The following is a 21,305-nucleotide window of genomic DNA, read 5'->3' on the forward strand; positions in this document are numbered from 1 at the left end:
GGACTAATGGCGGCCCGCAATGCGGGCCCCGAAAGAGCGGTATCAGTATTTATTGGCCCAGGGAGCAGTATTGGAGAGCATGCCGCTGTCAAAGCCATACCAGATGGCAAGCAGCAGCAGGGCAGCCAGGGAAATACGGATACCCAGGGCGTAAAGGGTGCGCTTCGATTCTGGGGCGCCCATATCGCGCAAGAGGAAAAACAGCGCGCTGGACAGGCTGGCCAGCACAGCTAAAAACAGAAAGACAATAACGATCTTCAGCCACATTTGTATTCGCCATTTGTTGTAGGGGCCTGTTCGCAGGCTGGAATCGGCATGACAGTAGAGACCCATCCAGTGCGACCCCGGAAACCTTCCGAGAGGGCCAGTGTAGCACTGATTTCCAATTGGCCCGTGACGGTGTTCAGCGCACTGTTGTTGCCGGTCCTGGTGGGCCTGGGGCTTTGGCAGCTGGATCGGGCAGCGGAAAAGCGGGCCCTGGTTACTGCCGTTGACAGTCGCCTCGCCGCCCAGCCGCAGGACCCCAGCCAACTCGCGGACCTGCAGCGCTATATCCCGGTTCGCCTGCTGGGTTACTTCACCGACGAGTACTTTTACCTGGACAATCGCACGCGTAGCGGTCGCGTGGGTTACGAAATCCTCCAGGTTTTTGTGTCCGGTGACCGACGCTGGCTGGTCAACCGGGGCTGGTTACCGGCGGAACGCAAGCGCTCAGCGCTACCGGAAGTGACCTGGCCCCGGGCGGCGAAAGTGATCACCGGCTTTCTCTATCCGGTAGCGCTGGCCGAGGATGAGGCTGCTGCGTCGGCTGTCGCCGGCACAGCGCGAATCCAGGCGGTGGATTCCCGGCTGGCCGACACACTTGACCTGGCGCAGCCGCAATGGACGATCAGGCTGAGTGCGGACTCGGATACCGCACTGGTCACTGACTGGCACCTGGTCAGCAGCTCGCCGGCACGCCACCTGGCCTATGCGTGGCAGTGGTTTGCGATGGCGATGGCACTGGTGATTCTGTGGCTGCTGGCGGCCACACGGCTCCCGGCCAGGCTCCGTGGAATTGATCGCCGGCGGCAAAGAGATTAACCGGCTCGAGAATAATGAAAACAGACAAGAGGTAACCTAGCCGTGACCCAGAGCAACGATACCCACCGTGAAATCAGCGAAGATGCCCCGCCCCGGTCCCGCCGGTTGCAGGCCCTGTCCGTGGTAGCCTCGGTAGTGCTGCCTATTGCGGCCGCCTACATCGTCTTCTACACCGGCGTGGGTATGCCCGATGCCACCGTGAACGAGGGCAGCCTGCTGGAGCCGCCGCGCAATATCCAGTCACTGCCGCTGATGGAGCAGGGCCGGGCCCCGCTGCAACTGGAGGCGGAAGAGCCCAAGTGGCGCTACCTGATTGTGCCGGGGCAGGATTGCGATAACGCCTGTGAGGAGCTGCTGTACACCAGCCGCCAGGTTCACGTCCGGCTCGGGGAGAAGGCCCGCCGGGTCGAGCGCCTGCTGGTCAACACTGCACCGCTCAGCCCGGAGCGCCGCGAGCAGCTGGCAGAAAAACACCCGCGCCTGCGATTCGTGACGCTGCCTGCGGCGCAGCTGGACAGCCTGCTGCAGGGTACCAGTCACAGCACCATCGATTATCCCAGTGCGCTGCTGGTGGACCAGCAGGGTTACGCAATGATGGTTTACAACAATGAACACAGCGGCAACCAGCTGCTGAAAGATATCAAGCGACTGCTGAAGTACTCCTACGAGCAGTAAGCCGGAGAATTGCATGCGCCAATACCAACCCGACCCGGACTATAACCCACGCAATGACTGGCGACTGCGGGTCGCCATGGCCGGTACCCTGCTGGCAGTGGTGGTGGTGGTCCTGGGTGCATTCACGCGGCTGGTGGATGCCGGTCTGGGCTGTCCTGACTGGCCTGGCTGTTACGGCCACCTGACCTGGCCGGACGAAGTGCACGAGATCGAGAGTGCCAATGCCGCCTTCCCGGATAGCCCGGTGGCCACGGACAAGACCTGGCCGGAAATGGTGCACCGCTATTTTGCCGGGGCACTACTGCTGCTGGTTGCAGGGCTGACCGTGATGGCCTGGCGCCGGCGGGGGCAGCGGGGTTTCCTGCATACCCATTTCCTGCTTGGCCTGATCATCCTGCAGGCCGCGTTCGGTATGTGGACAGTGACGCTCAAGCTCTGGCCCCAGGTGGTCACCGCCCACTTGCTCGGGGGTATGGCGACCCTGTCCTTGCTGTGGCTGTTGGTTGAACGCCTGCGTTACCGCAAGCGACTGATTCCGGTACATGAGTTCCGGCGGTTGCAGAAAATCCGGCCGCTGGCGATTGTCGCCGTGGTGGCAGTTTCATTACAGATTGCGCTCGGGGGCTGGACCAGCTCCAACTATGCCGCGCTGGCGTGTGCCGACTTCCCCACCTGCCATGGCGAGTGGTGGCCGGCGATGGATTTCAGCCAGGGTTTTAACGTGGCGCAGCACATCGGTCCCAATTACCTGGGGGGTGCCCTGGAGAGCGATGCCCGCACCGCAATCCATATTACCCACCGCCTGGGTGCGCTGGTTGTCAGCGCGATAGTCCTGTTGCTGGCGGCACTGGCATGGCGGGCAGGTTCGCGGCGCTGGGCTGTAGGCCTGGCCGGGGTGCTGCTGCTGCAGGTATCACTGGGTATAGCCAATGTGGTGATGTCACTGCCACTGCCGGTGGCCGTGGCGCACAATGCCGGTGCCGCGTTACTGCTACTCGGGCTGCTCACCTTCTGTTACCGTATCCAGACGGCCCAGCCGCGAATGAAAAAATAATAACGAAGTACAAAGAGGTGAAACCATGAGCACCCAAGCCGCCGCCCTGACGCACGCCACCTGGCGCGACTACTACGAGTTGACCAAGCCGCGGGTGGTCATGCTGATGATCCTCACCTCGGTGATTGGCATGCTGCTGGCAGTGCCGGGGATGGTGCCTCTCGACGTGCTGGTGCTGGGGAACCTGGGTATTGCGTTGTGTGCCGGCAGTGCCGCAGCGGTCAATCACCTGGTGGATCGCCATATCGATATCAAGATGGCCCGCACCAGCAATCGTCCTATTGCGCGTGGTCGGGTGGAGCCCCGCCGGGCGCTGGCATTCGCCCTGGCCCTGGGTGTGGCGGGCATGGCCGTGCTCCTCGCATTCGTCAATGCGCTCACGGCATGGCTGACCCTTTTCTCACTGCTGGGCTATGCGGTGGTCTACACAATGTTCCTGAAGCGCGCCACGCCGCAGAATATTGTAATCGGCGGGATCGCCGGGGCCGCACCACCACTGCTTGGCTGGACCGCGGTAACCGGGGAACTGCACGGACATGCGCTGCTGCTGGTGCTGATTATCTTTGCCTGGACTCCCCCGCATTTCTGGGCCCTGGCGGTTCACCGCCGCGAGGATTACGCCAAGGCCGACATCCCCATGCTGCCGGTGACCCACGGCGTGGCTTACACCAGGCTGCATATCCTGCTTTACACCTTTATCCTCTTCGCTGTCAGCCTGCTGCCGTTTGCAACCGCCATGCTGGGCTGGCTCTACCTGCTTGGCGCTGTGGTGCTGGGTCTGGGTTTTGTCTACTGGGCAGTGGAAATGCTGCGTGACCGGAACCCGAATGCGGGCATGGAAACCTTCAAGTATTCCATTATTTACCTGATGGCACTGTTCTGCATCATGCTGATTGATCACTACCTGGTAGCAGTGTGATAAATGGGTGAGGAAAAATGAGCAAAAATACTGCTGGTGATCCAGGCCTGAACAGCCAGGACAAGAGCCCGGAACAGCAGCGCGGCGTGCTGATTACAGTTGCCGTCTGTGTCTTTTTTATGTTGGCAGTGCTGGCCGGTTTCCTGAATAAAATGGGCCAGCCGAGGGTGCTGACCGAGGCTGAAATGCGGGCCAATGGGACCGTGGAGCTGGAACGCCCGCGGATACTGGATAATTTTACGCTGGTAGCGGACAGCGGCGACAACTGGGAAACCGGAGAGCTGGCCGGTCGCTGGACGCTGGTGTTCTTTGGGTTTACCCACTGCCCGGATATATGCCCCACCACCATGTCGACCCTGAACAGCTTCTACCAGATGCTGGATCCGGAAACCCGTGCAGATACGGATATCCTGCTGGTCTCCGTGGATCCCAAGCGAGATACCGCTGATAAGCTGCGCCAGTACGTGGACTATTTCAATCCGGAATTTGCCGGTGTCACCGGTGAGTTTCTCAACCTCAAGCGCTTTGCCAACCAGCTCAATGTGCCCTTTAACAAGGTACCGCTGGAAGACGGCGAGTACACGGTGGACCATGGGTCGCAGGTGGTCTTGATCAACCCCCGCGGACATTACCACGCCTTTTTCAAGGCGCCGCTGGATCCGGCGAAAATGAAACTGACCTACCGCTCCCTGCGCGCAACCTACAACGGCTGAATGCCGACGGGCCGGTAATACAGGGTAGGCCTGTGGGCCCGCCACCTTACGAAAGGCCGGCCAGTTAACCTGGACTGATATCCCCGATATGGACATCGAACAGCGCAGTGCCAGCCCGGTACTGCCATTGCAAACCAGAGCGCTTTATATTCCGCTGGCGCTGGCTTTATGTGTGCTGCCGTTTGGCTGGGTCGGTTTGGCGGCGCCCCTGATCTGGCTGGCCCTGAATGGAATAGAGCGCAGCTCGGGCTGGTCCCGTGGACTGCTATTTGTTGTCGCGGCGATCGCCATGCTCGCCGCGGCGCTGGGTTTGCTGCCGGCGGTCCCCCGGATCGAGTTGCTGCCGCCATACGCAGACAATGCCGGAAACATGATTGTTAGCAGTTTCAACCCGGGCAAGGCCACCATTGCGGTTGCAGTGATTGCCTTTATGTTCGGGCGTAACCAGTGGCCCGCAAGGCGGGACTTGCCGTTGCTGATCTTCGCCGCAGTACTGCCGGTGGCACTTGCACTGCCGCTCACCGGCCTCTCAGCCAAGTTTTCCGTAACCATTCTGCTCGCACTGGTGATCAACCTGGTTGTCGTATGCGTGAGCGAAGAGGCGTTTTTCCGCTGGATCCTGCAGCGTGGCAGCGAGCAGCTGCTGGGGCGGTGGCGCTGGCTGGCGGTGCCCCTGGTGGTGGCGATATTCACCCTGTTGCATACCGGCTGGGCGGCGAGTCCACAGGTTGTCACGCTGGTGGCACTGGCGGGGTTTGGCTATGCACAACTCTGGTACCTGCGGGAAAAATTCTGGGTTTGCGTCCTGGCGCACTGGGGTGTGAATAGCCTGCATATGCTTCTGTTACCCTATCCACTGCAATAACCATGAAAACATATGCCGCGACGTCGGTGCAGTAATAGCTAATTACCACCGTCCAGCGTGCACACTCCCCTGGCTCACCGGAATACAGTAAACAATGGGAATTAGTACTGAAGTCATACTCTCACTGGTCATATACAAAGTCGTTTCGCTGCTGGTGGGTAGCCTGTTCGGCTATCTGGGCTACAGGCTTTTCATATCCGGCGTCTGGGGTGGCGCCGGTGAGCTGCAAGCCGCATTTCGTGATAACCGCCTGGTCCTGAAAGAGGCCGCACCGGGCACCTTTTTTGCCATCTGTGGCGTGGTTATTATTGCCGTTACCTTATATAAAGGCCTGGAGTTTGAGGACTACCACAGGGGCAATACGAATTACGTGGAAATCGCGGAAGAAGGGGGCGATGACCTGGCGGCCCAGCCGAAAGAGTGAAGGACAGTCCGGTGGCCCAACCGGAGAGAGCTATATCATCTTTCCCTCTCAAGGGAACAATAAGGTCATTGCGCATCCAGCGTGCCCAATCCTTCTCAGTAATTGAGGCAGTTCCCCACTTGGGTTATTCAGTCGGCCGGCACAGCGTCGCGGGGGATCACATGGAATACGCAACCGCTGGTTGATGGACAGCACCGGATGCTGTTCAGATAATGCGGAATAAAGTTTGCAGAATTGCATTGCAAGGGAAGCGCCGTCATGGAAAGAGCCGTCGTCGTTCATGAGGACCGGCCGGAAAATACTGAGGGCCTGGTGCTGGCAGTAGAAAGTATTCTCCGGCACACGAATTCCACCGACATTATTGTCAGTCACCGATTTCCTGACCCCGTTTTTCGTGCCTGGCTCAAAGCGCAGCCGGTGCGTGAGGCCCAGCTGGATACTACAGGTTTTAGTGGTTGGAATATCAAGGCGCGAATTATCCAGCAACTACTGCAACAGGGGTATCCCGAGGTGATCTGGATCGATGCGGATATCCTTGTCTGCGGAAACTTCCTGGAAAAGTTTACGGACTTTTCACCCTCAACAGTGATTGCCACAGAAGAGACGGCTTTTGGGCAGCGCCAGGGTGGCAGCCACCGGACAGTAAGCTGGGGATTGAAGCCCGGCCGTCGCCTGGCCCGCACCATTAACACGGGCGTGTTGCGTGTGACGTGTGAACACACCGAGCTCATCGACACCTGGTGCAACATGCTCTCCCATCCGGTTTATCGTCAATCCCAGAGGTTGCGCTGGTTCGAGCGGCCGCTGCATATGGTGGGGGATCAGGAGGCATTCACTGCCTTGGTGTGTGCGGATGAGTTTGCCCACATTCCTGTATACCAGTTACGCAGCGGTGTGGAAATTGCCCAGTGCTTTGGCCCTGCCGGCTTTACACCCGCTGAGCGCGTAAAGGCCTGGTTGCGCAGGCGCCGGCCGCTCTTCGTGCATGCCATGGGTACCAAACCCTGGGCGCGCGGGCCACTGGAGAAGGTGCGTGGGCTACGCGCCCTGTATAACTACATTCACCTTGAGACTTGCCCCTATACCCTGATCGCATCGATCGATTACGGAAGTCGCCGGTACCCACTGGACTGGACGAGACCCCGACACCGGGTATCGCGGTTGTTTCGCCGCCTGTCCGGCGATCATTACCTCTTTTGCCAGTTACCCCTCGCGCTGTTTGACAGTGCTACGCGGCTATTGCGCAGGGTGCTTGGGATCGGCCGCTACCAGGCCAACGCCCGCTTTACTCTCGAAGCGCAGGACTTTCGTCGTAGCACCGTGACCACCTCAACACCGGGATCCTGACCGTGGCCTGAGGGCCAGCTTTTCAGGGCTGGCGGGTCCATTGTGGGCTCACCCGGCCTGTGATGCGCGGCGGGGGTAGGCAGTGCTGTCGGTATGGCCCCGGAGCAGCCTGTCACTGACAGCCACCAGGGCCAGCGCCGCGAATGCTGCGATGAAAGGCACAGTGGGAAGGTGATAGCGATCCTGGGAGGCTATCAATGCATGAATACCCGCATTGGCTCCCCAGCTCAGGATGAATGGGTGGGTCAGTGCCCTGGCAAGCCCGGCCTGGTACAGGGTTAGCGCGAGGCCGCCGAGGCCTGCTGCCAGCAAAAGGAGCCAGTATCCCTGGGCCAGGATTTTCAGCGGTAGTAGCGCGCCTTCACCAAAGCGCGTCCTGATCCCCTCTGCGTTCCAGGTTATCCCAATGGTTTCATAACTGTGAAAGCGAAACAGTTTTATGAAAGTGCGCTGTACAAATGCTACCGGTTCTTCCGCAATATACTCCAGGGCGCGGGCCCTCAGAACCCGGCTCATTTCGTAAGTAGAATTCGTATTTGCAATCACGTCGGGCGGGATTTCGGCATAACCTCCATTGGTACCCGGTGAATTCCCCATCCAGAATACGGCTCCGCCGTTAGAGGACATGGGCACAAAATCATCGTATAGCTGGTAATTCCGGTAAGCCCAGGGCGCGACCATCAGTGCGAGTATCAGGAAGCAGCAGCCGGTGCGAAGAACCACTGCCAGAGGGCGTTGCCGCAAATACGCGAAGCAGGCAATCGCAAAAATGATTATCGAAACGGTAATCAGTGGCCGCACATAATACGCAGCGCCCAGCAACAGGCCCGCAAAGACCACTCGGCCCTTTGCCCCCTTGTCAGCGGTCACAAAACAATAAAGCCCGGCGACTGAAAAAAACATAAACAACAGTTCGCTCGCGAGTACGGTCACGTAAAAAATACCGGTCGGCCAGAGTGCAAGCAGTAAAAGGCTGAGCCTGGCAACCCGCGGATCGCTGAAAAAGATCTGGCACAGACGTCCAGTAAAGAAAAGGATTCCCACAGACAGGCAGATGTTTAGCGCTACGATCGGCCAGTATGCATGGCCAAACAGCAGGTACAGGGCTGCGTAGATCGCCGAGGTGCCCACTGCCCAGTAGCTGCCGGGCTCATCGGGTTGCCAGCCGTAAGTCCCGTGCTGCCAGATATTCACGGCAAAGGTATCGTAGGCGGCACTGTCGGAAACCGGCATCACCGGCACCAGCAGGGCCCATAGCAGGCGCAGGCCAATGGCGAGCAGGTAGATTCCGGGCGTCGCCACCAGCAGGCGCATCAATCGATCCATGATTATCGCTCCATAAGCTTTTGCAAAGCGGCAAGGATTATACGGATAGCGCCCGGGCGGCGACAGCTGTTGTGATTCGTTGTAACACCCTCTTCCGAATTCCGGTTTTTACCGCCTGGACGGGATGGTGCGAACCTTGCAAGCACTATGCCTGCCCGGCCTGTGTATTACTGTAATCGCGCCGGGGTTGCATTTGTGCCGAAATAACGAAAAGATCCCGTGCTCGTCCCGCACTGGAAGCGGGCGCGGGTTTTAGCTCGCCTGGTACATTTGTTCAAGAAGGTAGGTGCCGGGAATTGACTGGAACGAGTCACGGATAATGAGAGCACTTGCCTGTAAAGGGTAAATGCCAATGAACGCCCCATGGAACCGGGGAGCAGAATCGCTTAAGGAGAGAGCGCAGTGTCCCATCACGAGTCCCCGTTGATTGTCGACCTGGATGGCAGCCTGATCCGTACCGACTTACTCTATGAGTCATTCGTGCGTACCCTGTTTACCCGCCCCTGGGCACTGGCTTTCCTGCCCCTATGGCTGTTCCGCGGTATTGCCTACCTGAAATATCGCCTGGCCCAGGCCATCGATATCGACGTCAGTGCATTGCCTTATAACAGCAGCCTGCTGGAGTTCCTGCGGGAGCAGAAGGCACAGGGCCGCAGCCTGGTTTTATGCACCGGTGCCAATGAAGGCCTCGCACGGGAGGTAATGGATCACCTGGGTATTTTTGATGAAATCTACGCCACCGGAATTACCCACAACCTGACTGGCGAGAGGAAAGCGCAGTTCCTGCGCGAGCGTTACGGCGAGCGTGGCTTCTCCTATGTGGGTAATGAGAACCGGGACCTGCGCGTCTGGCGCTTTGCCAGGTCTGCCGTGGTGGTTGGGTCAAGCCGGGCCCTGGCGGAAAACGCAGCACAGGTCTGCCAGCTGGAAAACAGCTTTCCAACAGCGGCACCGACTTTGTCAATTTATCTGCGGCAGGTCCGTATCCACCAGTGGGTCAAAAACCTGCTGTTGTTTGTGCCGCTGGTGACGTCACATCAATTCCTCGACGCGGAAGCTGTAACGGCAGCATTGCTGGCGTTCGTCTGCTTTGGCCTGTGTGCCTCGGCCACCTACATCATCAATGATATTGCGGACCTGGATTCTGACCGGGCGCACCAGAAAAAGCGCTGGCGACCATTGGCCTCGGGGATGTTGTCCATCCGCGCGGGCCTGCTGCTGTGTTGCCTCCTGCTGCTCGCCTCGGGTGTGCTGGTTACTTTCCTGCCACCGTGGTTTGGTGCCGTGCTGTTCCTGTACCTGGTTACCACGCTCGGTTACAGCTTCCTGCTCAAGCGGCTGCAGACCGTTGATACAGTGGTTCTGGCGGGGCTGTACACCACCCGTATCCTGGCGGGGGCTGCCGCCATTGGCGTCTATCCCTCCTACTGGCTGCTGGCATTCTCGATGTTTGTGTTCCTGTGCCTGGCGCTGGTCAAGCGAATTTCAGAAATCTACCGCAAGCAGGGGGCAGACGAGACGTCCCTGCAGATCCGTGGTCGCGGTTATTTCACCTCCGACCTGCCGGTTCTCACCAGCCTGGCGTCAGCCGCGGGTATGGTTTCGATCCTGGTGTTTGCCATGTACGTAAACAGTGCGGAGGTGATGGGCATGTACCGTTCACCGATGATCCTGTGGCTGGCCTGCCCGCTGTTTGCCTACTGGATTATCCGCATGCTGGTTATGGCTTCCCGCGGTGAAATTGATGAGGACCCGATTGCGTTTGCGATCAAGGACAAGCGCAGCTGGATAACCGGCCTGGTTCTCGGCCTGGTCCTGGCAGCTGCCTCCACCATGACGATTCAGGGATAAGAAATGAATGTGCTCAACCTCTCCGTCATATTGTTGACGGTGTTCCTGTCCGCCTGCGCGCAACTATTGCTGAAGCTGGGTATGCAAAGGGCCGGTGAGGATTACCTGGCTGACGGCGTTGGAGGTATGGTGCGTGTACTCTTCAGTCCCCACGTCTTTTCCGGGATATTCGTATACGCAGTCAGCGTACTGGTATGGCTCTGGGTGCTGTCGCGGGTGGACCTCAGTATCGCCTATCCGTTTGTTGGGCTGAGTTTCATTTTTACGCTGTTGTTTGGCTATGCGTTTCTCGGTGAGCCGGTCAATGCCATGCGCGTTGGCGGATCCATGCTGATTGCCGCCGGCTGTATCTTCGTGGCGCGCTCCTGATCCTTCCATTAACGAACCCTAGTGCTGTGTATCCGCTGGTGGCAGCCGGCTTGCTTGCACAGTGCAATTCATCGTGTACGCTCAGGGTAAGATTGGCGCTGCCGAGAGGCCCCAGGCGACAGGGTTCGTGCATTGAAAAACCTGTTCGATAAGTTTTCGCACTCGCGCAGGGTCTGCCGTGCCCTGGGTTGGCTGGGGCTTTGCCTGGTAGTACCCGTTGTGCTGTGGGCGGCGCTCGGCGGGCTGGGCCTGGTCCCCTCCCTGGTGGAGGTGTTCACTGTGCCGGGCCTCAGGATTCCGGCATCAATCGCCATTACCGGCCTGTTGATGGCCGCTGTTGGTTTCTGGGATTACGACTGATCTTCCGGGCACAGCCCGGTATTGCTGGAGGCAGCCATGTTCAAGCTATCGGACCTGTTCATCATGATCGCAGTGGGGATCTCTTTTGTGCTGTCGGGATACCTGTGGTTCAACGGGTATCGGGAGCAGGGGATCTTCACAGCGCTGTGGGTGCCGAGCATTCTCGCTTTCGGCATTTACTTCAAGGTTTCCGCGCTGCTGGCACGGAGGCAATAACCATGTCGGATACGATGCTCCTGGTCATTGCCATCGGCGTATTCGTCATGCTGGTGATCGGTATTGCGCTGACCATTTACGAGTTCCGCCAGGCCGGTGAGGAACCGGCAGAAAACTCGCATTCCAAGGGCGACCATCCGGGGCGCTAAGCCGCGCGGACGGGGATGCCTCAGGTTGCGGGCCCGGTTCGCAACTGGGCCAGCAGGAATAACAGCGCTGCCGCCAATACAATCGAGGGCCCGGCCGGGGTATCCCAGAGGATGGATGCCAGCAGCCCAAGGATGACCGCCACTGCGCCGATCAGGGAGGCGAGCAGTGCCATGCGTTCGGGCGTGTCGGCCAGGCGCCGCGCTCCGGCCGCCGGAATGATCAGCAGGGCGGTAATCAGCAGGATGCCCACCACTTTCATGGCAATGGCGATCAGCAGTGCCAGCATCAGCATCAGGGCGAGCCTGACCCGTTCCACCGGCACTCCCTCCGCGGCGGCCAGTTCCTCATTCAGGGTGAATGCCAGCAACCTGTCCCACAGGAAAAACAGCAGGCCGCCGATAGCCGCAACTGCCGCCGCCATCAGCACCACATCCTGGTTACTGACGGCCAGCAGGTCGCCGAGCAGCAGCGCCAGCAGGTCGACGCGGATCCCGAACAGGCTCACCGTGACAATACCCAGCGCCAGCATGGAGTGCGACAGGATCCCAAGCAGGGTGTCTACCGACAGGGTCTGTCGGCGCTGCAGGTAAACCAGCAATACTGCCAGCACGCAACAGGTGGCGCCCACAGCGAGGGTTGGTTGTAACTGCAGGAGGAAACCCAGGGTCACACCGAGCAGGGCGGAGTGCGCCAGGGTATCGCCGAAATACGCCATGCGCCGCCAGACGGCAAAGCAGCCCAGTGGACCGCTGACCGATGCCACCAGCAGGCCCGCGGCCAGGGCGAACCACAGGAACTGGCTGCTGAACAATGCACTGACATCCATTACGCGGTCTCACTCCCGTTACCGTTGTCCCGGTGGCTGCAGCCTTGGTCGTGCACGATGTCGCCCCCCAGGTCGTGTTCATGGTTATGCTGGTGGGTATAAGGTGCCACCTTGTCGCCGAATAATTCGATAAAGGCCGGGTCGCGACTCACCTGCTCGGGATGGCCGTGACAGCAGATATGCTGGTTGATGCACAGCACCCGGTCGGTAGCCGCCATCACCACGTGCAGGTCGTGGGAAACCAGCAACACACCGCAGTTCAGTTCGTCCCGCAGGCTGGCGATCAACTGGTAGACCTCGCCCTGGCCCCCCACGTCCACGCCCTGGGTGGGTTCGTCCAGCACCAGCAGCTGTGGCCGGCGGGCGGCTGCCCGTGCCAGCAGCACCCGCTGCATCTCTCCCCCGGACAGGTCTGCCAGGCTGGCCCGCGCCAGGCGCGCCGCGCCGACCCGGGCCAGTGCTTCGTGCGCCGCGGGCGCATCGACGCGCTCGTTACCCAGTTGCAGGAAGCGCAAGACCGACATGGGCATGGACGGGTCAACCTGCATACGCTGCGGCATGTACCCGAGGCGCAGTCCCGGCTGGCGCCATACATTGCCGTGGGTAGGGCGGGTGAGTCCCAATAACAGGCGCAGCAGGGTGGTCTTGCCGGCGCCGTTGGGTCCGATGACGGTGACGATCTCATCGCGCCGCAGTTCCAGCGTGATGTCGTGCAGCAACTGGCGGCCGGCCACCTCGAGGCCCAGCCCGTTTGCTGTGATGAGAGGGTCAGTTTGGCTCAGGGTGAAGTCTCCGCGACCGCGTGGGGATGCCAGGGGCTCTGTCGGCGCCGATGCTGTGTGTCGGCCCGGCAGGCGTTTGAAAGTGGCGCGCCCGGACTGGCGGGCTGGCGCCGGCTGTGATTATATCGCAGTTTACGCCCGACCCGATGGCCCGCGAATCCCGGATCCTGATGAATTTCCCGCAGTACCCAGTAAAGTATCTCCTGCTGTTCCCCCTGTTCCTGATGCTCGCCGCCTGTGCCCGGGAAGCGTCGGAACCGGAGCCGGACAATAAGGCGCTGGTCGTCAGTGTGCGCCCACTGGCGCTGATCGTGCGGGAAGTTGCGGAGCCGGATACGCCGGTGCAGGTACTCGCGGCAAACGGCGACCCCCATCACTATGCTCCCGGGGTATCCGACCGGGCGGCGCTGGAATCGGCGCGGTTGGTGATCTGGCTGGGGCCGCAGATGGAAAGCGCCCTGGCGCGGCAGCTGTCACTGTTGCCGCAGGGACGCCAGCTGCAATTGCTGGAGCAGGACGGGTACGAATTCGGCGGGGCCTCGGCGGAGGATTTTCACCTGTGGCTGCGCCCTCGCAATGCCGCCGTGATGGCCGCCCATATTGCCGCGCGCCTGGCAGAGCTGGATCCCCGGCGGGCCGACGCATACCGGCAGCGGGCACGGGACTTTTCCCGCCGCATGGCAAACCTGCAGAAAGTGCTAGACCGGGCCCTGTGGGCATACCGGGATGTGCCCATTGTGGTTACCCACGATGCCTACGGGCATTTTTTCGGTCCCGCCGGTGTCGAGACGCAGGCTCTGGCCGATTCGGCCCATGGCGGGCATGGGGCCCGGGCAATGCTGGAGTTGCGTGACGGACTGGGGGAGTCGGCCGCCGGCAGCGGCTGCCTGTTTGGTGAGGTGCCGGAAAATGCCCGCGACCGGCAGACGGCGGAGAACCTTGGCCTCCGCTACGCGACGCTCGACCCGCTGGGGACACAGTTGCCGGCCGGTGCTGATTACGAGAGCCTGGTGCAGGCGTGGCTGGCCCAGGCTCGCAGTTGCCTGGCCGAGGTGCCCGATCGCAGCGACCGCGGTTGATCCCGCCCGCTCAGGAAGCCTCCTCCCCCGGTTCGTCCGCCTGGAGAGCCTCGCGTTCCCTCTGTAGCCTTTCCTGTTGTTGCTGGCGGGCCGCCTCTTGCTGCTCGGATTCACCGCGCTGTTGCACCTGCAGTTGCTGCAGGCGCTGACGGAATGATTCCATCTGTTGCCGATGTCGCACGAGCAGCGAGCCCAGTTGCTCACGCTTGCCCTGGTGTTCCAGTGCCCGTTCCTGAGCCTCGCGCTGGCGCGCTGCCTCCCTCTCTGCCCCGGTAACATCCAGTTCGTCGGTCACTTCCAGGTACTCCATCGGCCCGGGCTTCTGCGCCGGCCGCCCCACCGAGTCAGCGGAAACGGCCCCGGTCGCCAGTACAGCGGCCAGGAACACACTGGAAATAAACTCTCGCCTCATGGTCATATCCCTCTCTCGAGCATCTCGCCGATAGCGGCAGGCCGGCGGCAGAATGGGCACTGCCGTTCAACTAAAGCCTAGAAGCCCGGGAGAAAACTGGCGGTGACACTGCGATGACCGCCACGGATGCGGCGCCGGGGCGAGCGAAAAAAAACGATCGCGGTTATCCTGTCGCGCAATCCCAGACATCCACGATGAAATTCCAGCTTTCCGGATACTTATGAGTAACAACAAGCCCAGTGCCGCTCCCCTGATCCTGGTGGACGGTTCTTCCTACCTCTACCGCGCCTTCCACGCGCTGCCGCCGCTCGTGACCAGTGAAGGGCAGCCCACCGGGGCCGTGCGCGGTGTGATCAGCATGCTGCGCCGCCACCTGAAGGAACATCCGGACAGCACGGTTGCAGTTGTATTCGATGCCAAGGGCAAGACCTTTCGCGACGAACTGTTCGCCGACTACAAGTCCCACCGGCCGCCCATGCCCGACGACCTGCGGGAGCAGATCCAGCCCATCCACGACATCATCGACGCCATGGGCCTGCCGCGGCTGGTAATCGACGGGGTCGAGGCCGATGACGTGATCGGCACGCTCGCCCTGCAGGCGCAGGAACAGGGCCAGGAAGTGATCATCTCCACCGGCGACAAGGACATGGCCCAGCTGGTGCGCCCGGGTATCACCCTGGTGAACACCATGAGCAACACGGAAATGGATACCGACGGTGTGCGCGAGAAGTTCGGTGTCGGGCCCGAGCTGATCATCGATTTTCTCGCCCTGATGGGCGACAAGTCCGACAATATCCCCGGAGTTCCCGGCGTGGGCCAGAAAACCGCCCTGGCCCTGCTGCAGAACCTGGGCAGCCTGGAGGACATCTACGCCGACCTGGATGCCATCGCGCCCCTGGGTTTTCGCGGCAGCAAGACCCTGGGCAAGAAAATGGCCGAGCACCGCGAGGCGGCCGATCTCTCTTACCAGCTGGCCACCATCAAGACCGATGTGGACATGCCTTATAAGCCCGCCGACCTCCACCACGGTGAACCGGATAAGGCGAAACTGGCGGAGCTGTTCAGCGCACTCGAATTCCGCAGCTGGCTGGAGGAGCTGAGCGGTGATGACGAGGCCCAGGCAGCGATGGCCGAGGCCATCGAGCGGGATTACCGCGTAGTTACCGAGCGCGGCGAGTTCGACGCCTGGCTGGAAAAGCTGAAAGCCGCCGAAATTTTCGCCTTTGATACCGAGACCACCAGCCTCAATTACATGCAGGCGAAGCTGGTGGGGGTGTCCTTTGCCGTGGAACCCGGGGAGGCGGCCTATGTGCCGCTGGCCCATGACTATATGGGGGCGCCGGAACAGCTGCCCTACGACGAGGTGATGGCCGCCCTCAAGCCGCTGCTGGAGGATCCGGAGCAGAAGAAAGTGGGCCAGAACCTGAAATACGACAGCCATATCCTCGCCAACTGCGGCATCGAGCTGCGCGGCATCGCCCGCGACACCATGCTCGAGTCCTATGTGCTGGACAGCACCGCCAGCCGCCACGACATGGACAGCCTGGCGCAGAAATACCTGGGTGAGCAGACCGTCCACTACGAGGATATTGCCGGCAAGGGTGCCAAGCAGCTCACCTTCAACCAGATCGAGCTGGAGCAGGCCGGCCCCTATGCCGCCGAGGATGCGGACATCACCCTGCGCCTGCACCGCGAGCTGGGCGGGCGCCTGGCGGAAATCCCGCCGCTGGAGAAGGTGCTGGACGAGATCGAGATGCCGCTGTTGCCGGTACTGGTGCATATGGAGCGCAATGGTGCCTACATCGACGCCGAGATGCTGGCAAAGCAGGGCGCCGAGCTGGAAAAGAAAATGCGCGACACCGAGCAGCAGGCATTCGAGGTGGCTGGCGAGGAGTTCAACCTGGGTTCCACCAAGCAGCTGGGCGCTATCCTGTTTGAGAAGCTGGAGATCCCGGTAATCAAGAAAACCCCCAAGGGGGCACCCTCCACCGCCGAGCCGGTGCTGCAGGAGCTGGCCCACAGCCACGAACTGCCGGCACTGATCATGCAGTACCGCGGCCTGGCCAAGCTCAAGAACACCTACACCGACAAGCTGCCGCAGATGATCGACCCGGGCACCGGCCGGGTGCACACCTCCTACCACCAGGCTGTGGCCGCCACCGGGCGCCTGTCGTCCAGCGATCCCAACCTGCAGAACATCCCCATCCGCAGCGAGGAAGGGCGCCGCATCCGCAAGGCGTTTGTGGCTGACCCGCGCATCGACGGCGGCAGCGTGATCATTGCTGCCGACTACTCACAGATCGAGCTGCGCATCATGGCCCACCTGTCCGGCGACGAGGGCCTGGTAAAGGCTTTTGCCAATGGTGAGGACATTCACCGCGCCACCGCCGCGGAGGTGTTCGAGGTGAGCCCGGAAGAGGTGGACGACGAGCAGCGCCGCCGCGCCAAGGCGATCAACTTCGGCCTGATTTACGGTATGTCGGCCTTCGGCCTGGCGCGCCAGCTGGGGATTCCGCGGGGCGATGCGCAGACCTATATCGATCGCTATTTCGAGCGCTACCCGGGGGTACTCGCCTACATGGAGAACACCCGCAAGCATGCCGCCGAGAAGGGCTACGTGGAGACCCTGTTCGGCCGCCGCCTGTACCTGCCGGAGATCAACTCCCGCAATGGCGCGCGCCGCCAGGCCGCCGAGCGCACCGCGATCAATGCGCCCATGCAGGGGACTGCGGCGGATATCATCAAGCGCGCCATGGTAGAGGTGGATGCCTGGCTGGGACGGGAAAAAATGGCCAGCCGCCTGATCATGCAGGTACACGATGAGCTGATCCTCGAGGTGCCGGCGGCGGAGGTGGAGCAAGTACGGGACAACCTGACCCGGCTGATGCAGGATGCCGCCGAGCTGGATGTGCCGCTGATCGTCGATGTGGGGCAGGGCGCCAGCTGGGAAGAGGCCCACTGAGCCGGGCAGTATGGCCATGAGAACGACATGACCGGGGAGACAGGGCAAGTGAAGGGAATTGCGGTGAAAGATTGGCTGCTCCGGTTCGCGCGGATGTTCGCCATCGTGCTGGCAGTACTACTGCCGGTGGAACTGTTCAAGGGGGCGACACTGGCCGGCGCCCTCCGCTACGGCCTGTTCTGGGCCGGGGCCAGCAGCCTGGTTTATTGCCTGGTGCTGGCCTACCGGCTGCGGCGCGAGCGCGCCTACGTGGAGGAGGTGACGCGGGCGGCATCACAGGAGCGGCAAGACTGAGGGAAAGCGGCGCCAATGATTAACACTTTTTAACCTGCCTGCGGGAACCGTCGCAAAAATGGCGGCTCTAAACAGGCAAGATCGTTGGAATGCGTCATCCCCCCCAAGGAAGTCAGATGTTGCTCGCCCCGGTGCTCCCCCAGCCCGGGGATTTTTTTTGCCTGCGGGAAAAGTGATCAGGCGGCATGGGCCCCGGCGCGCCGGCCGTAGTGGCGCGCTGCGTCCAGGTAGCGGCTGGTCTTGTCGCGCCATTTCTGTGGCTCGGCCACCACACCATCCTGCAGGTGCGCCGCCGCCAGTTGTGCCCTGACCAGCGCCCGGTAAGCCTTGTAAAAGTATTCCAGCAGGGCCGGGGCGGGGTCGGCGCAGGCACGCCGATAGCTGGCGAGGATACCGTCCCCCAGGTCCCGCCGGCCCAGCAGTTCGCACTCCAGTGCCAGGTAGCCCAGTTCGTCCAGGGGGTCGATGCTGCGCAGGTCGCGATTGAACTCCAGGCAGTCGATAATCTGTGGCGGCTCGGTCAGGAAGCAGTGTTCGGGCCGCAGGTCACCGTGGCCCTCGACGATGCGGCCGTCCACCGCCCGCTGCGCCAGCAGTGGGGCCTCGCGCCGGGTGAAAGTGACGAGGAAGTCGGCCAGCGCGTGAATACCGGCCGCCGGCAGCCCCAGTTCCGGCGCCAGCAGGGCCGTCCGTCGCAGCTCCACATGCTCACGCAGGTCGGTGACGTAGACCACCGGGTCCACCGCCAATGGCGGCGCGGACCGGTAAAAATCGCACAGGCGCCGCACCAGTGGCGCCAGTTCCTCCCCCGTGACCTCCCGGCCCCGCGCCGCCAGGTTCTGCGCCTCCGGCAGGCGCCGCATTTTCACCAGCCATTCCACCACCTCGCCGTGGCCGCCACTATCGGCCAGTTGCAATTGGCCATCAGGCCGCTGGCACAGCGGCACCACCGCCAGATAGACCCCGGTGGTCAGGCGCCGGTTGAGCCGCAGCTCCTCCCGGCAGTCGGCCTCGCGCAGGGCCAGGGTGCTGAAGTCCAGGAACGCCGTCTGTACCGGCTTTTTCATCTTGTAGGCATGGCGATCGGTCAGGAACACCCGCGCCATATGGGTTTCCACCAGTTCCACCGCTGTCGTGTCCCCGGCATAGCTGCCCGGCGCCAGCAGGAAGCGGGTCTTGGTATCCAGGTCAGGGGGTGCCGGTTTGGGATCGCGCTGGTCACTCATATTCAGATTGCCGGGAGGGTCTGTTTGCTAGTCTAGTTTTATCGGCATTACCTGCGGAGATCCCAGTGGTAACCCCCTTCAAGGACCGTGTAGCGGCAGGCCGTGAGCTGGCCGCCAGCCTGCGGGATTACGTCGATCAGCGGCGCCGCTCGGGCCGCGATGACATCATCATCCTCGCGCTGCCCCGGGGCGGCGTACCGGTGGGCCTGGAGCTGGCGCGCGCCCTGCATGCACCGCTGGACCTGATGCTGGTGCGCAAGCTGGGAGTGCCCGGTCACGAGGAACTGGCGATGGGCGCCATCACCGCGCAGGCGCGGGTCCTGAACCAGGATGTGATTCTCGGGGCCGGCATCACCGATGAAATGCTCGAGCGCGAGACGGAAGCCGAGCGGCGCGAGCTGGAGCGCCGGGCACAGCGTTATCGTGGCGACCGGCCCTGGCCGGAACTGCGGGATCACTGCGTGATCCTGGTGGACGACGGGATCGCCACGGGGGCCACCATGGAGGCGGCGGCCCGTGCGGTGCGCGCCCAGCACCCGGCCGAGATCGTGCTGGCGGTGCCGGTGGCGCCGACGGATGCACCGCGGCGCTTCGAACCGCTGGTGGACCGCTTCGAGTGCCTGGCGATGCCGTCGGCCTTCTGGGCCATCGGCGCCTGGTACGAGGACTTCTCCCAGCTCTCCGACGACCAGGTGATCGACATGATGCGCGAGGCGGACCGCCTCCGGGAAAGCGGGCAATGAGCGGTGGCGATGTACTGATCGATGCGGCGGGAGCGCGGCTGGAGGGCATCCTGCAACTGCCGGAGGATCCCTGCGGCCTGGTCCTGTTTGCCCACGGCAGCGGCAGCAGCCGCTTCAGCCCCCGCAACCAGATGGTGGCCGGCCAGCTCAACCGCGCCGGCATCGGCACGCTGCTGTTTGACCTGCTCACGGCAGAGGAGCACCGCGAGGACGAGATTACCCGCGAGTACCGCTTTGATATCGCCCTGCTGTCCGATCGCCTGATCGCGGCGCTCGACTGGGCGCACGGTATGGAAGAGACCCGCGACCTGAAGCTGGGCCTGTTCGGTTCCAGCACCGGCGCGGCGGCGGCCCTGATTGCCGCCGCCGAGCGCCCGGCACTGGCGGCGGCGGTGGTCTCCCGCGGCGGCCGGCCGGACCTGGCCGGTGAGATGCTGCCGCTGGTACGCGCACCCACTCTGCTGATCATCGGCGGGGAGGACGATGTGGTCATCGAACTCAACCGCGAGGCGGCGGCCCGCATGAGCAATGACCCGGCGATGGAAATCGTCCACGGTGCCACCCACCTGTTCGAGGAGCCGGGCACACTCGAGGCAGTGATCCAGCTGGCGATTGACTGGTTCCGGCGCCACCTGGCGGGCACGGGCGGCCATGGGCCGGATTAAGCTGTTCAGCCTTGAGGCCGGCGCCGACCTGGCGCAGCGGGTCGCGGGCTTGCTGGGCGAGCCGCTGGCGGCCCACGAGGAGCGCGACTTTACCGATGGCGAGCACAAGCTGCGCCCGCTTGAGGATGTGGAGGCGGCGGACGTCTACCTGCTGCAATCGCTCTACACCGACCGGCCCGGGGGCACCGGCGGCAGCGTGGATGACAAACTGGTGCGCCTGCTGTTTTTCCTCGCTGCGCTCAGGGATGCCGGCGCCGCCCGCGTCACTGCGGTGATCCCCTACCTCTGCTACGCACGCAAGGACCGCCGCACCAAGCTCCACGACCCCCTGTCGAGCCGCTACCTGGCCAGCCTGCTGGAGGCCATGGGCTGTGACTGCGTGGTGACCGTGGATGTCCACAACCTGGCCGCATTTGAGAACGCCTTCCGCTGCCGGACCCTGCACCTCCCGGCACGGCCGTTGTTTGTCGACTTCGCTGCCCGGCTGCTGGCGGGGGAATCCCGCCAGCTGGTGGTGGTGTCACCGGATGTGGGTGGGGTGAAGCGGGCCGAGGCGTTTCGCGCGGACCTGGCGCAGCGGCTGGGGCGGGACGTGGGGCAGGCGTTTGTGGAGAAATATCGCAGCGGCGGCGAGCTCAGTGGCGGCACCCTGGTGGGGCGGGTCGAGGATTGCTGCGCGCTGGTCATTGACGACCTGATCGCCGGGGGTGGCACCACCGGGCGCGCGGCGGCGGCACTGGATCGTGCCGGCGCCGCGCGAATCCTCGCCCTGGCCAGCCATGGGCAGTTTGCCGGCGACGCCCTCGAGCAGCTGGGGCGGGCGCCACTGGAACTGGTTGCGGTAACCGATACCCTCCCGCAGCTTGATGCTGACCGCCTGCACGTGATCGAGTGCGCGCCGCTGCTGGCAGAAGCGATCCGGCGGCTCCACGAGGGCGGGCCGGCAACCGAGCTGGGCCTCTGA

General features: G+C 62.4%; 25 protein-coding genes. 19 read left to right on the top strand and 6 right to left on the bottom strand.

The window, feature by feature from the left end; translation table 11 throughout:
- Positions 1-42 precede the first annotated feature (42 nt).
- Complete coding sequence (locus tag LVD10_RS05810; protein ID WP_232940400.1) at positions 43-267, bottom strand: DUF2909 domain-containing protein; 225 nt, start codon at positions 265-267, stop codon at positions 43-45.
- Positions 268-315: 48 nt separating this feature from the next.
- Between LVD10_RS05810 and LVD10_RS05815 the strand changes: the two genes are divergently transcribed.
- The 8 genes from LVD10_RS05815 (at position 316) to LVD10_RS05850 (ending at position 7,080) form a co-directional block, all read left to right on the top strand.
- A complete protein-coding gene (locus LVD10_RS05815) occupies positions 316-1,083 on the top strand; it encodes an SURF1 family protein (RefSeq protein WP_237062361.1) in 768 nt (255 codons plus the stop codon).
- Positions 1,084-1,125: 42 nt separating this feature from the next.
- Complete coding sequence (locus tag LVD10_RS05820; protein ID WP_232940404.1) at positions 1,126-1,758, top strand: SCO family protein; 633 nt, start codon at positions 1,126-1,128, stop codon at positions 1,756-1,758.
- 13 nt (positions 1,759-1,771) lie between these two features.
- The gene (locus LVD10_RS05825; protein WP_232940405.1) at positions 1,772-2,812 is read left to right on the top strand and encodes a COX15/CtaA family protein; all 1,041 of its coding nucleotides are present in this window, start codon (positions 1,772-1,774) and stop codon (positions 2,810-2,812) included.
- A gap of 25 nt (positions 2,813-2,837) precedes the next feature.
- Complete coding sequence (gene cyoE / locus LVD10_RS05830) at positions 2,838-3,731, top strand: heme o synthase (RefSeq protein ID WP_232940406.1); 894 nt, start codon at positions 2,838-2,840, stop codon at positions 3,729-3,731.
- Between the two features lie 17 nt (positions 3,732-3,748).
- The gene (locus LVD10_RS05835; RefSeq protein ID WP_232940407.1) at positions 3,749-4,444 is read left to right on the top strand and encodes an SCO family protein; all 696 of its coding nucleotides are present in this window, start codon (positions 3,749-3,751) and stop codon (positions 4,442-4,444) included.
- Positions 4,445-4,532: 88 nt separating this feature from the next.
- Positions 4,533-5,309, top strand: a complete 777-nt coding sequence (locus tag LVD10_RS05840; protein ID WP_237062369.1) for a CPBP family intramembrane glutamic endopeptidase — start codon at positions 4,533-4,535, stop codon at positions 5,307-5,309.
- A 94-nt stretch (positions 5,310-5,403) separates the two neighbouring features.
- Positions 5,404-5,733 carry a hypothetical protein gene (locus LVD10_RS05845; RefSeq protein WP_232940409.1) on the top strand — a complete coding sequence of 110 codons (330 nt, stop codon included), beginning with the start codon at positions 5,404-5,406 and terminating at the stop codon, positions 5,731-5,733.
- 258 nt (positions 5,734-5,991) lie between these two features.
- The gene (locus LVD10_RS05850) at positions 5,992-7,080 is read left to right on the top strand and encodes a hypothetical protein (protein ID WP_237062371.1); all 1,089 of its coding nucleotides are present in this window, start codon (positions 5,992-5,994) and stop codon (positions 7,078-7,080) included.
- Between the two features lie 48 nt (positions 7,081-7,128).
- Here LVD10_RS05850 and LVD10_RS05855 read toward each other — a convergent pair whose 3' ends face one another.
- On the bottom strand, positions 7,129-8,406 hold the full coding sequence (locus tag LVD10_RS05855; protein WP_232940411.1) for a glycosyltransferase family protein: 1,278 nt from the start codon (positions 8,404-8,406) through the stop codon (positions 7,129-7,131).
- Between the two features lie 402 nt (positions 8,407-8,808).
- Here LVD10_RS05855 and LVD10_RS05860 point away from each other — a divergent pair, with 402 nt between their 5' ends.
- From LVD10_RS05860 to LVD10_RS05880, 5 genes are all read left to right on the top strand, one after another.
- Positions 8,809-10,257 carry a UbiA family prenyltransferase gene (locus LVD10_RS05860; protein WP_232940412.1) on the top strand — a complete coding sequence of 483 codons (1,449 nt, stop codon included), beginning with the start codon at positions 8,809-8,811 and terminating at the stop codon, positions 10,255-10,257.
- A gap of 9 nt (positions 10,258-10,266) precedes the next feature.
- Positions 10,267-10,626, top strand: a complete 360-nt coding sequence (locus LVD10_RS05865; protein ID WP_232940413.1) for an EamA family transporter — start codon at positions 10,267-10,269, stop codon at positions 10,624-10,626.
- 132 nt (positions 10,627-10,758) lie between these two features.
- A complete protein-coding gene (locus LVD10_RS05870; RefSeq protein WP_232940415.1) occupies positions 10,759-10,986 on the top strand; it encodes a hypothetical protein in 228 nt (75 codons plus the stop codon).
- A gap of 36 nt (positions 10,987-11,022) precedes the next feature.
- On the top strand, positions 11,023-11,202 hold the full coding sequence (locus LVD10_RS05875) for a hypothetical protein (protein ID WP_232940417.1): 180 nt from the start codon (positions 11,023-11,025) through the stop codon (positions 11,200-11,202).
- A 2-nt stretch (positions 11,203-11,204) separates the two neighbouring features.
- Positions 11,205-11,351, top strand: coding sequence for a hypothetical protein (locus LVD10_RS05880; protein WP_232940418.1), 147 nt, complete (start codon positions 11,205-11,207; stop codon positions 11,349-11,351).
- A gap of 20 nt (positions 11,352-11,371) precedes the next feature.
- Here the strand turns inward: LVD10_RS05880 and LVD10_RS05885 are convergent, their stop codons facing one another.
- Both LVD10_RS05885 and LVD10_RS05890 read right to left on the bottom strand, forming a co-directional pair.
- Positions 11,372-12,178 carry an iron chelate uptake ABC transporter family permease subunit gene (locus LVD10_RS05885; protein WP_237062381.1) on the bottom strand — a complete coding sequence of 269 codons (807 nt, stop codon included), beginning with the start codon at positions 12,176-12,178 and terminating at the stop codon, positions 11,372-11,374.
- Positions 12,178-12,897 carry an ATP-binding cassette domain-containing protein gene (locus LVD10_RS05890; RefSeq protein ID WP_237062383.1) on the bottom strand — a complete coding sequence of 240 codons (720 nt, stop codon included), beginning with the start codon at positions 12,895-12,897 and terminating at the stop codon, positions 12,178-12,180. The genes LVD10_RS05885 and LVD10_RS05890 overlap by 1 nt, the downstream gene beginning before the upstream one ends.
- Positions 12,898-13,076: 179 nt before the next feature.
- Between LVD10_RS05890 and LVD10_RS05895 the strand changes: the two genes are divergently transcribed.
- On the top strand, positions 13,077-14,039 hold the full coding sequence (locus LVD10_RS05895) for a metal ABC transporter solute-binding protein, Zn/Mn family (protein WP_237062392.1): 963 nt from the start codon (positions 13,077-13,079) through the stop codon (positions 14,037-14,039).
- 10 nt (positions 14,040-14,049) lie between these two features.
- On the opposite strand, the gene LVD10_RS05900 is transcribed toward LVD10_RS05895, so the two are convergent.
- Positions 14,050-14,457 (bottom strand): hypothetical protein, encoded by a 408-nt coding sequence (locus LVD10_RS05900; protein ID WP_232940422.1) that lies wholly within the window; start codon positions 14,455-14,457, stop codon positions 14,050-14,052.
- Positions 14,458-14,671: 214 nt separating this feature from the next.
- Between LVD10_RS05900 and polA the strand changes: the two genes are divergently transcribed.
- Together polA and LVD10_RS05910 are read left to right on the top strand one after the other, a co-directional pair.
- The gene (polA, locus tag LVD10_RS05905) at positions 14,672-17,413 is read left to right on the top strand and encodes a DNA polymerase I (RefSeq protein ID WP_232940423.1); all 2,742 of its coding nucleotides are present in this window, start codon (positions 14,672-14,674) and stop codon (positions 17,411-17,413) included.
- Between the two features lie 63 nt (positions 17,414-17,476).
- Positions 17,477-17,707 (top strand): hypothetical protein, encoded by a 231-nt coding sequence (locus LVD10_RS05910; protein WP_232940424.1) that lies wholly within the window; start codon positions 17,477-17,479, stop codon positions 17,705-17,707.
- A 176-nt stretch (positions 17,708-17,883) separates the two neighbouring features.
- On the opposite strand, the gene LVD10_RS05915 is transcribed toward LVD10_RS05910, so the two are convergent.
- On the bottom strand, positions 17,884-18,933 hold the full coding sequence (locus LVD10_RS05915; protein WP_237062394.1) for a hypothetical protein: 1,050 nt from the start codon (positions 18,931-18,933) through the stop codon (positions 17,884-17,886).
- A 65-nt stretch (positions 18,934-18,998) separates the two neighbouring features.
- Here LVD10_RS05915 and LVD10_RS05920 point away from each other — a divergent pair, with 65 nt between their 5' ends.
- From LVD10_RS05920 to LVD10_RS05930, 3 genes are read left to right on the top strand one after another with little or no spacing between them, the layout of a single operon-like run.
- Positions 18,999-19,676 (top strand): phosphoribosyltransferase, encoded by a 678-nt coding sequence (locus LVD10_RS05920; protein ID WP_237062396.1) that lies wholly within the window; start codon positions 18,999-19,001, stop codon positions 19,674-19,676.
- A complete protein-coding gene (locus tag LVD10_RS05925; protein ID WP_237062398.1) occupies positions 19,673-20,341 on the top strand; it encodes a dienelactone hydrolase family protein in 669 nt (222 codons plus the stop codon). The genes LVD10_RS05920 and LVD10_RS05925 overlap by 4 nt, the downstream gene beginning before the upstream one ends.
- Positions 20,328-21,305, top strand: a complete 978-nt coding sequence (locus LVD10_RS05930; protein ID WP_237062400.1) for a ribose-phosphate diphosphokinase — start codon at positions 20,328-20,330, stop codon at positions 21,303-21,305. Before LVD10_RS05925 ends, LVD10_RS05930 begins: the two co-directional genes overlap by 14 nt.

This window comes from Microbulbifer zhoushanensis, from assembly GCF_021729055.1.
GTDB classification, from domain to species: domain Bacteria; phylum Pseudomonadota; class Gammaproteobacteria; order Pseudomonadales; family Cellvibrionaceae; genus Microbulbifer; species Microbulbifer zhoushanensis.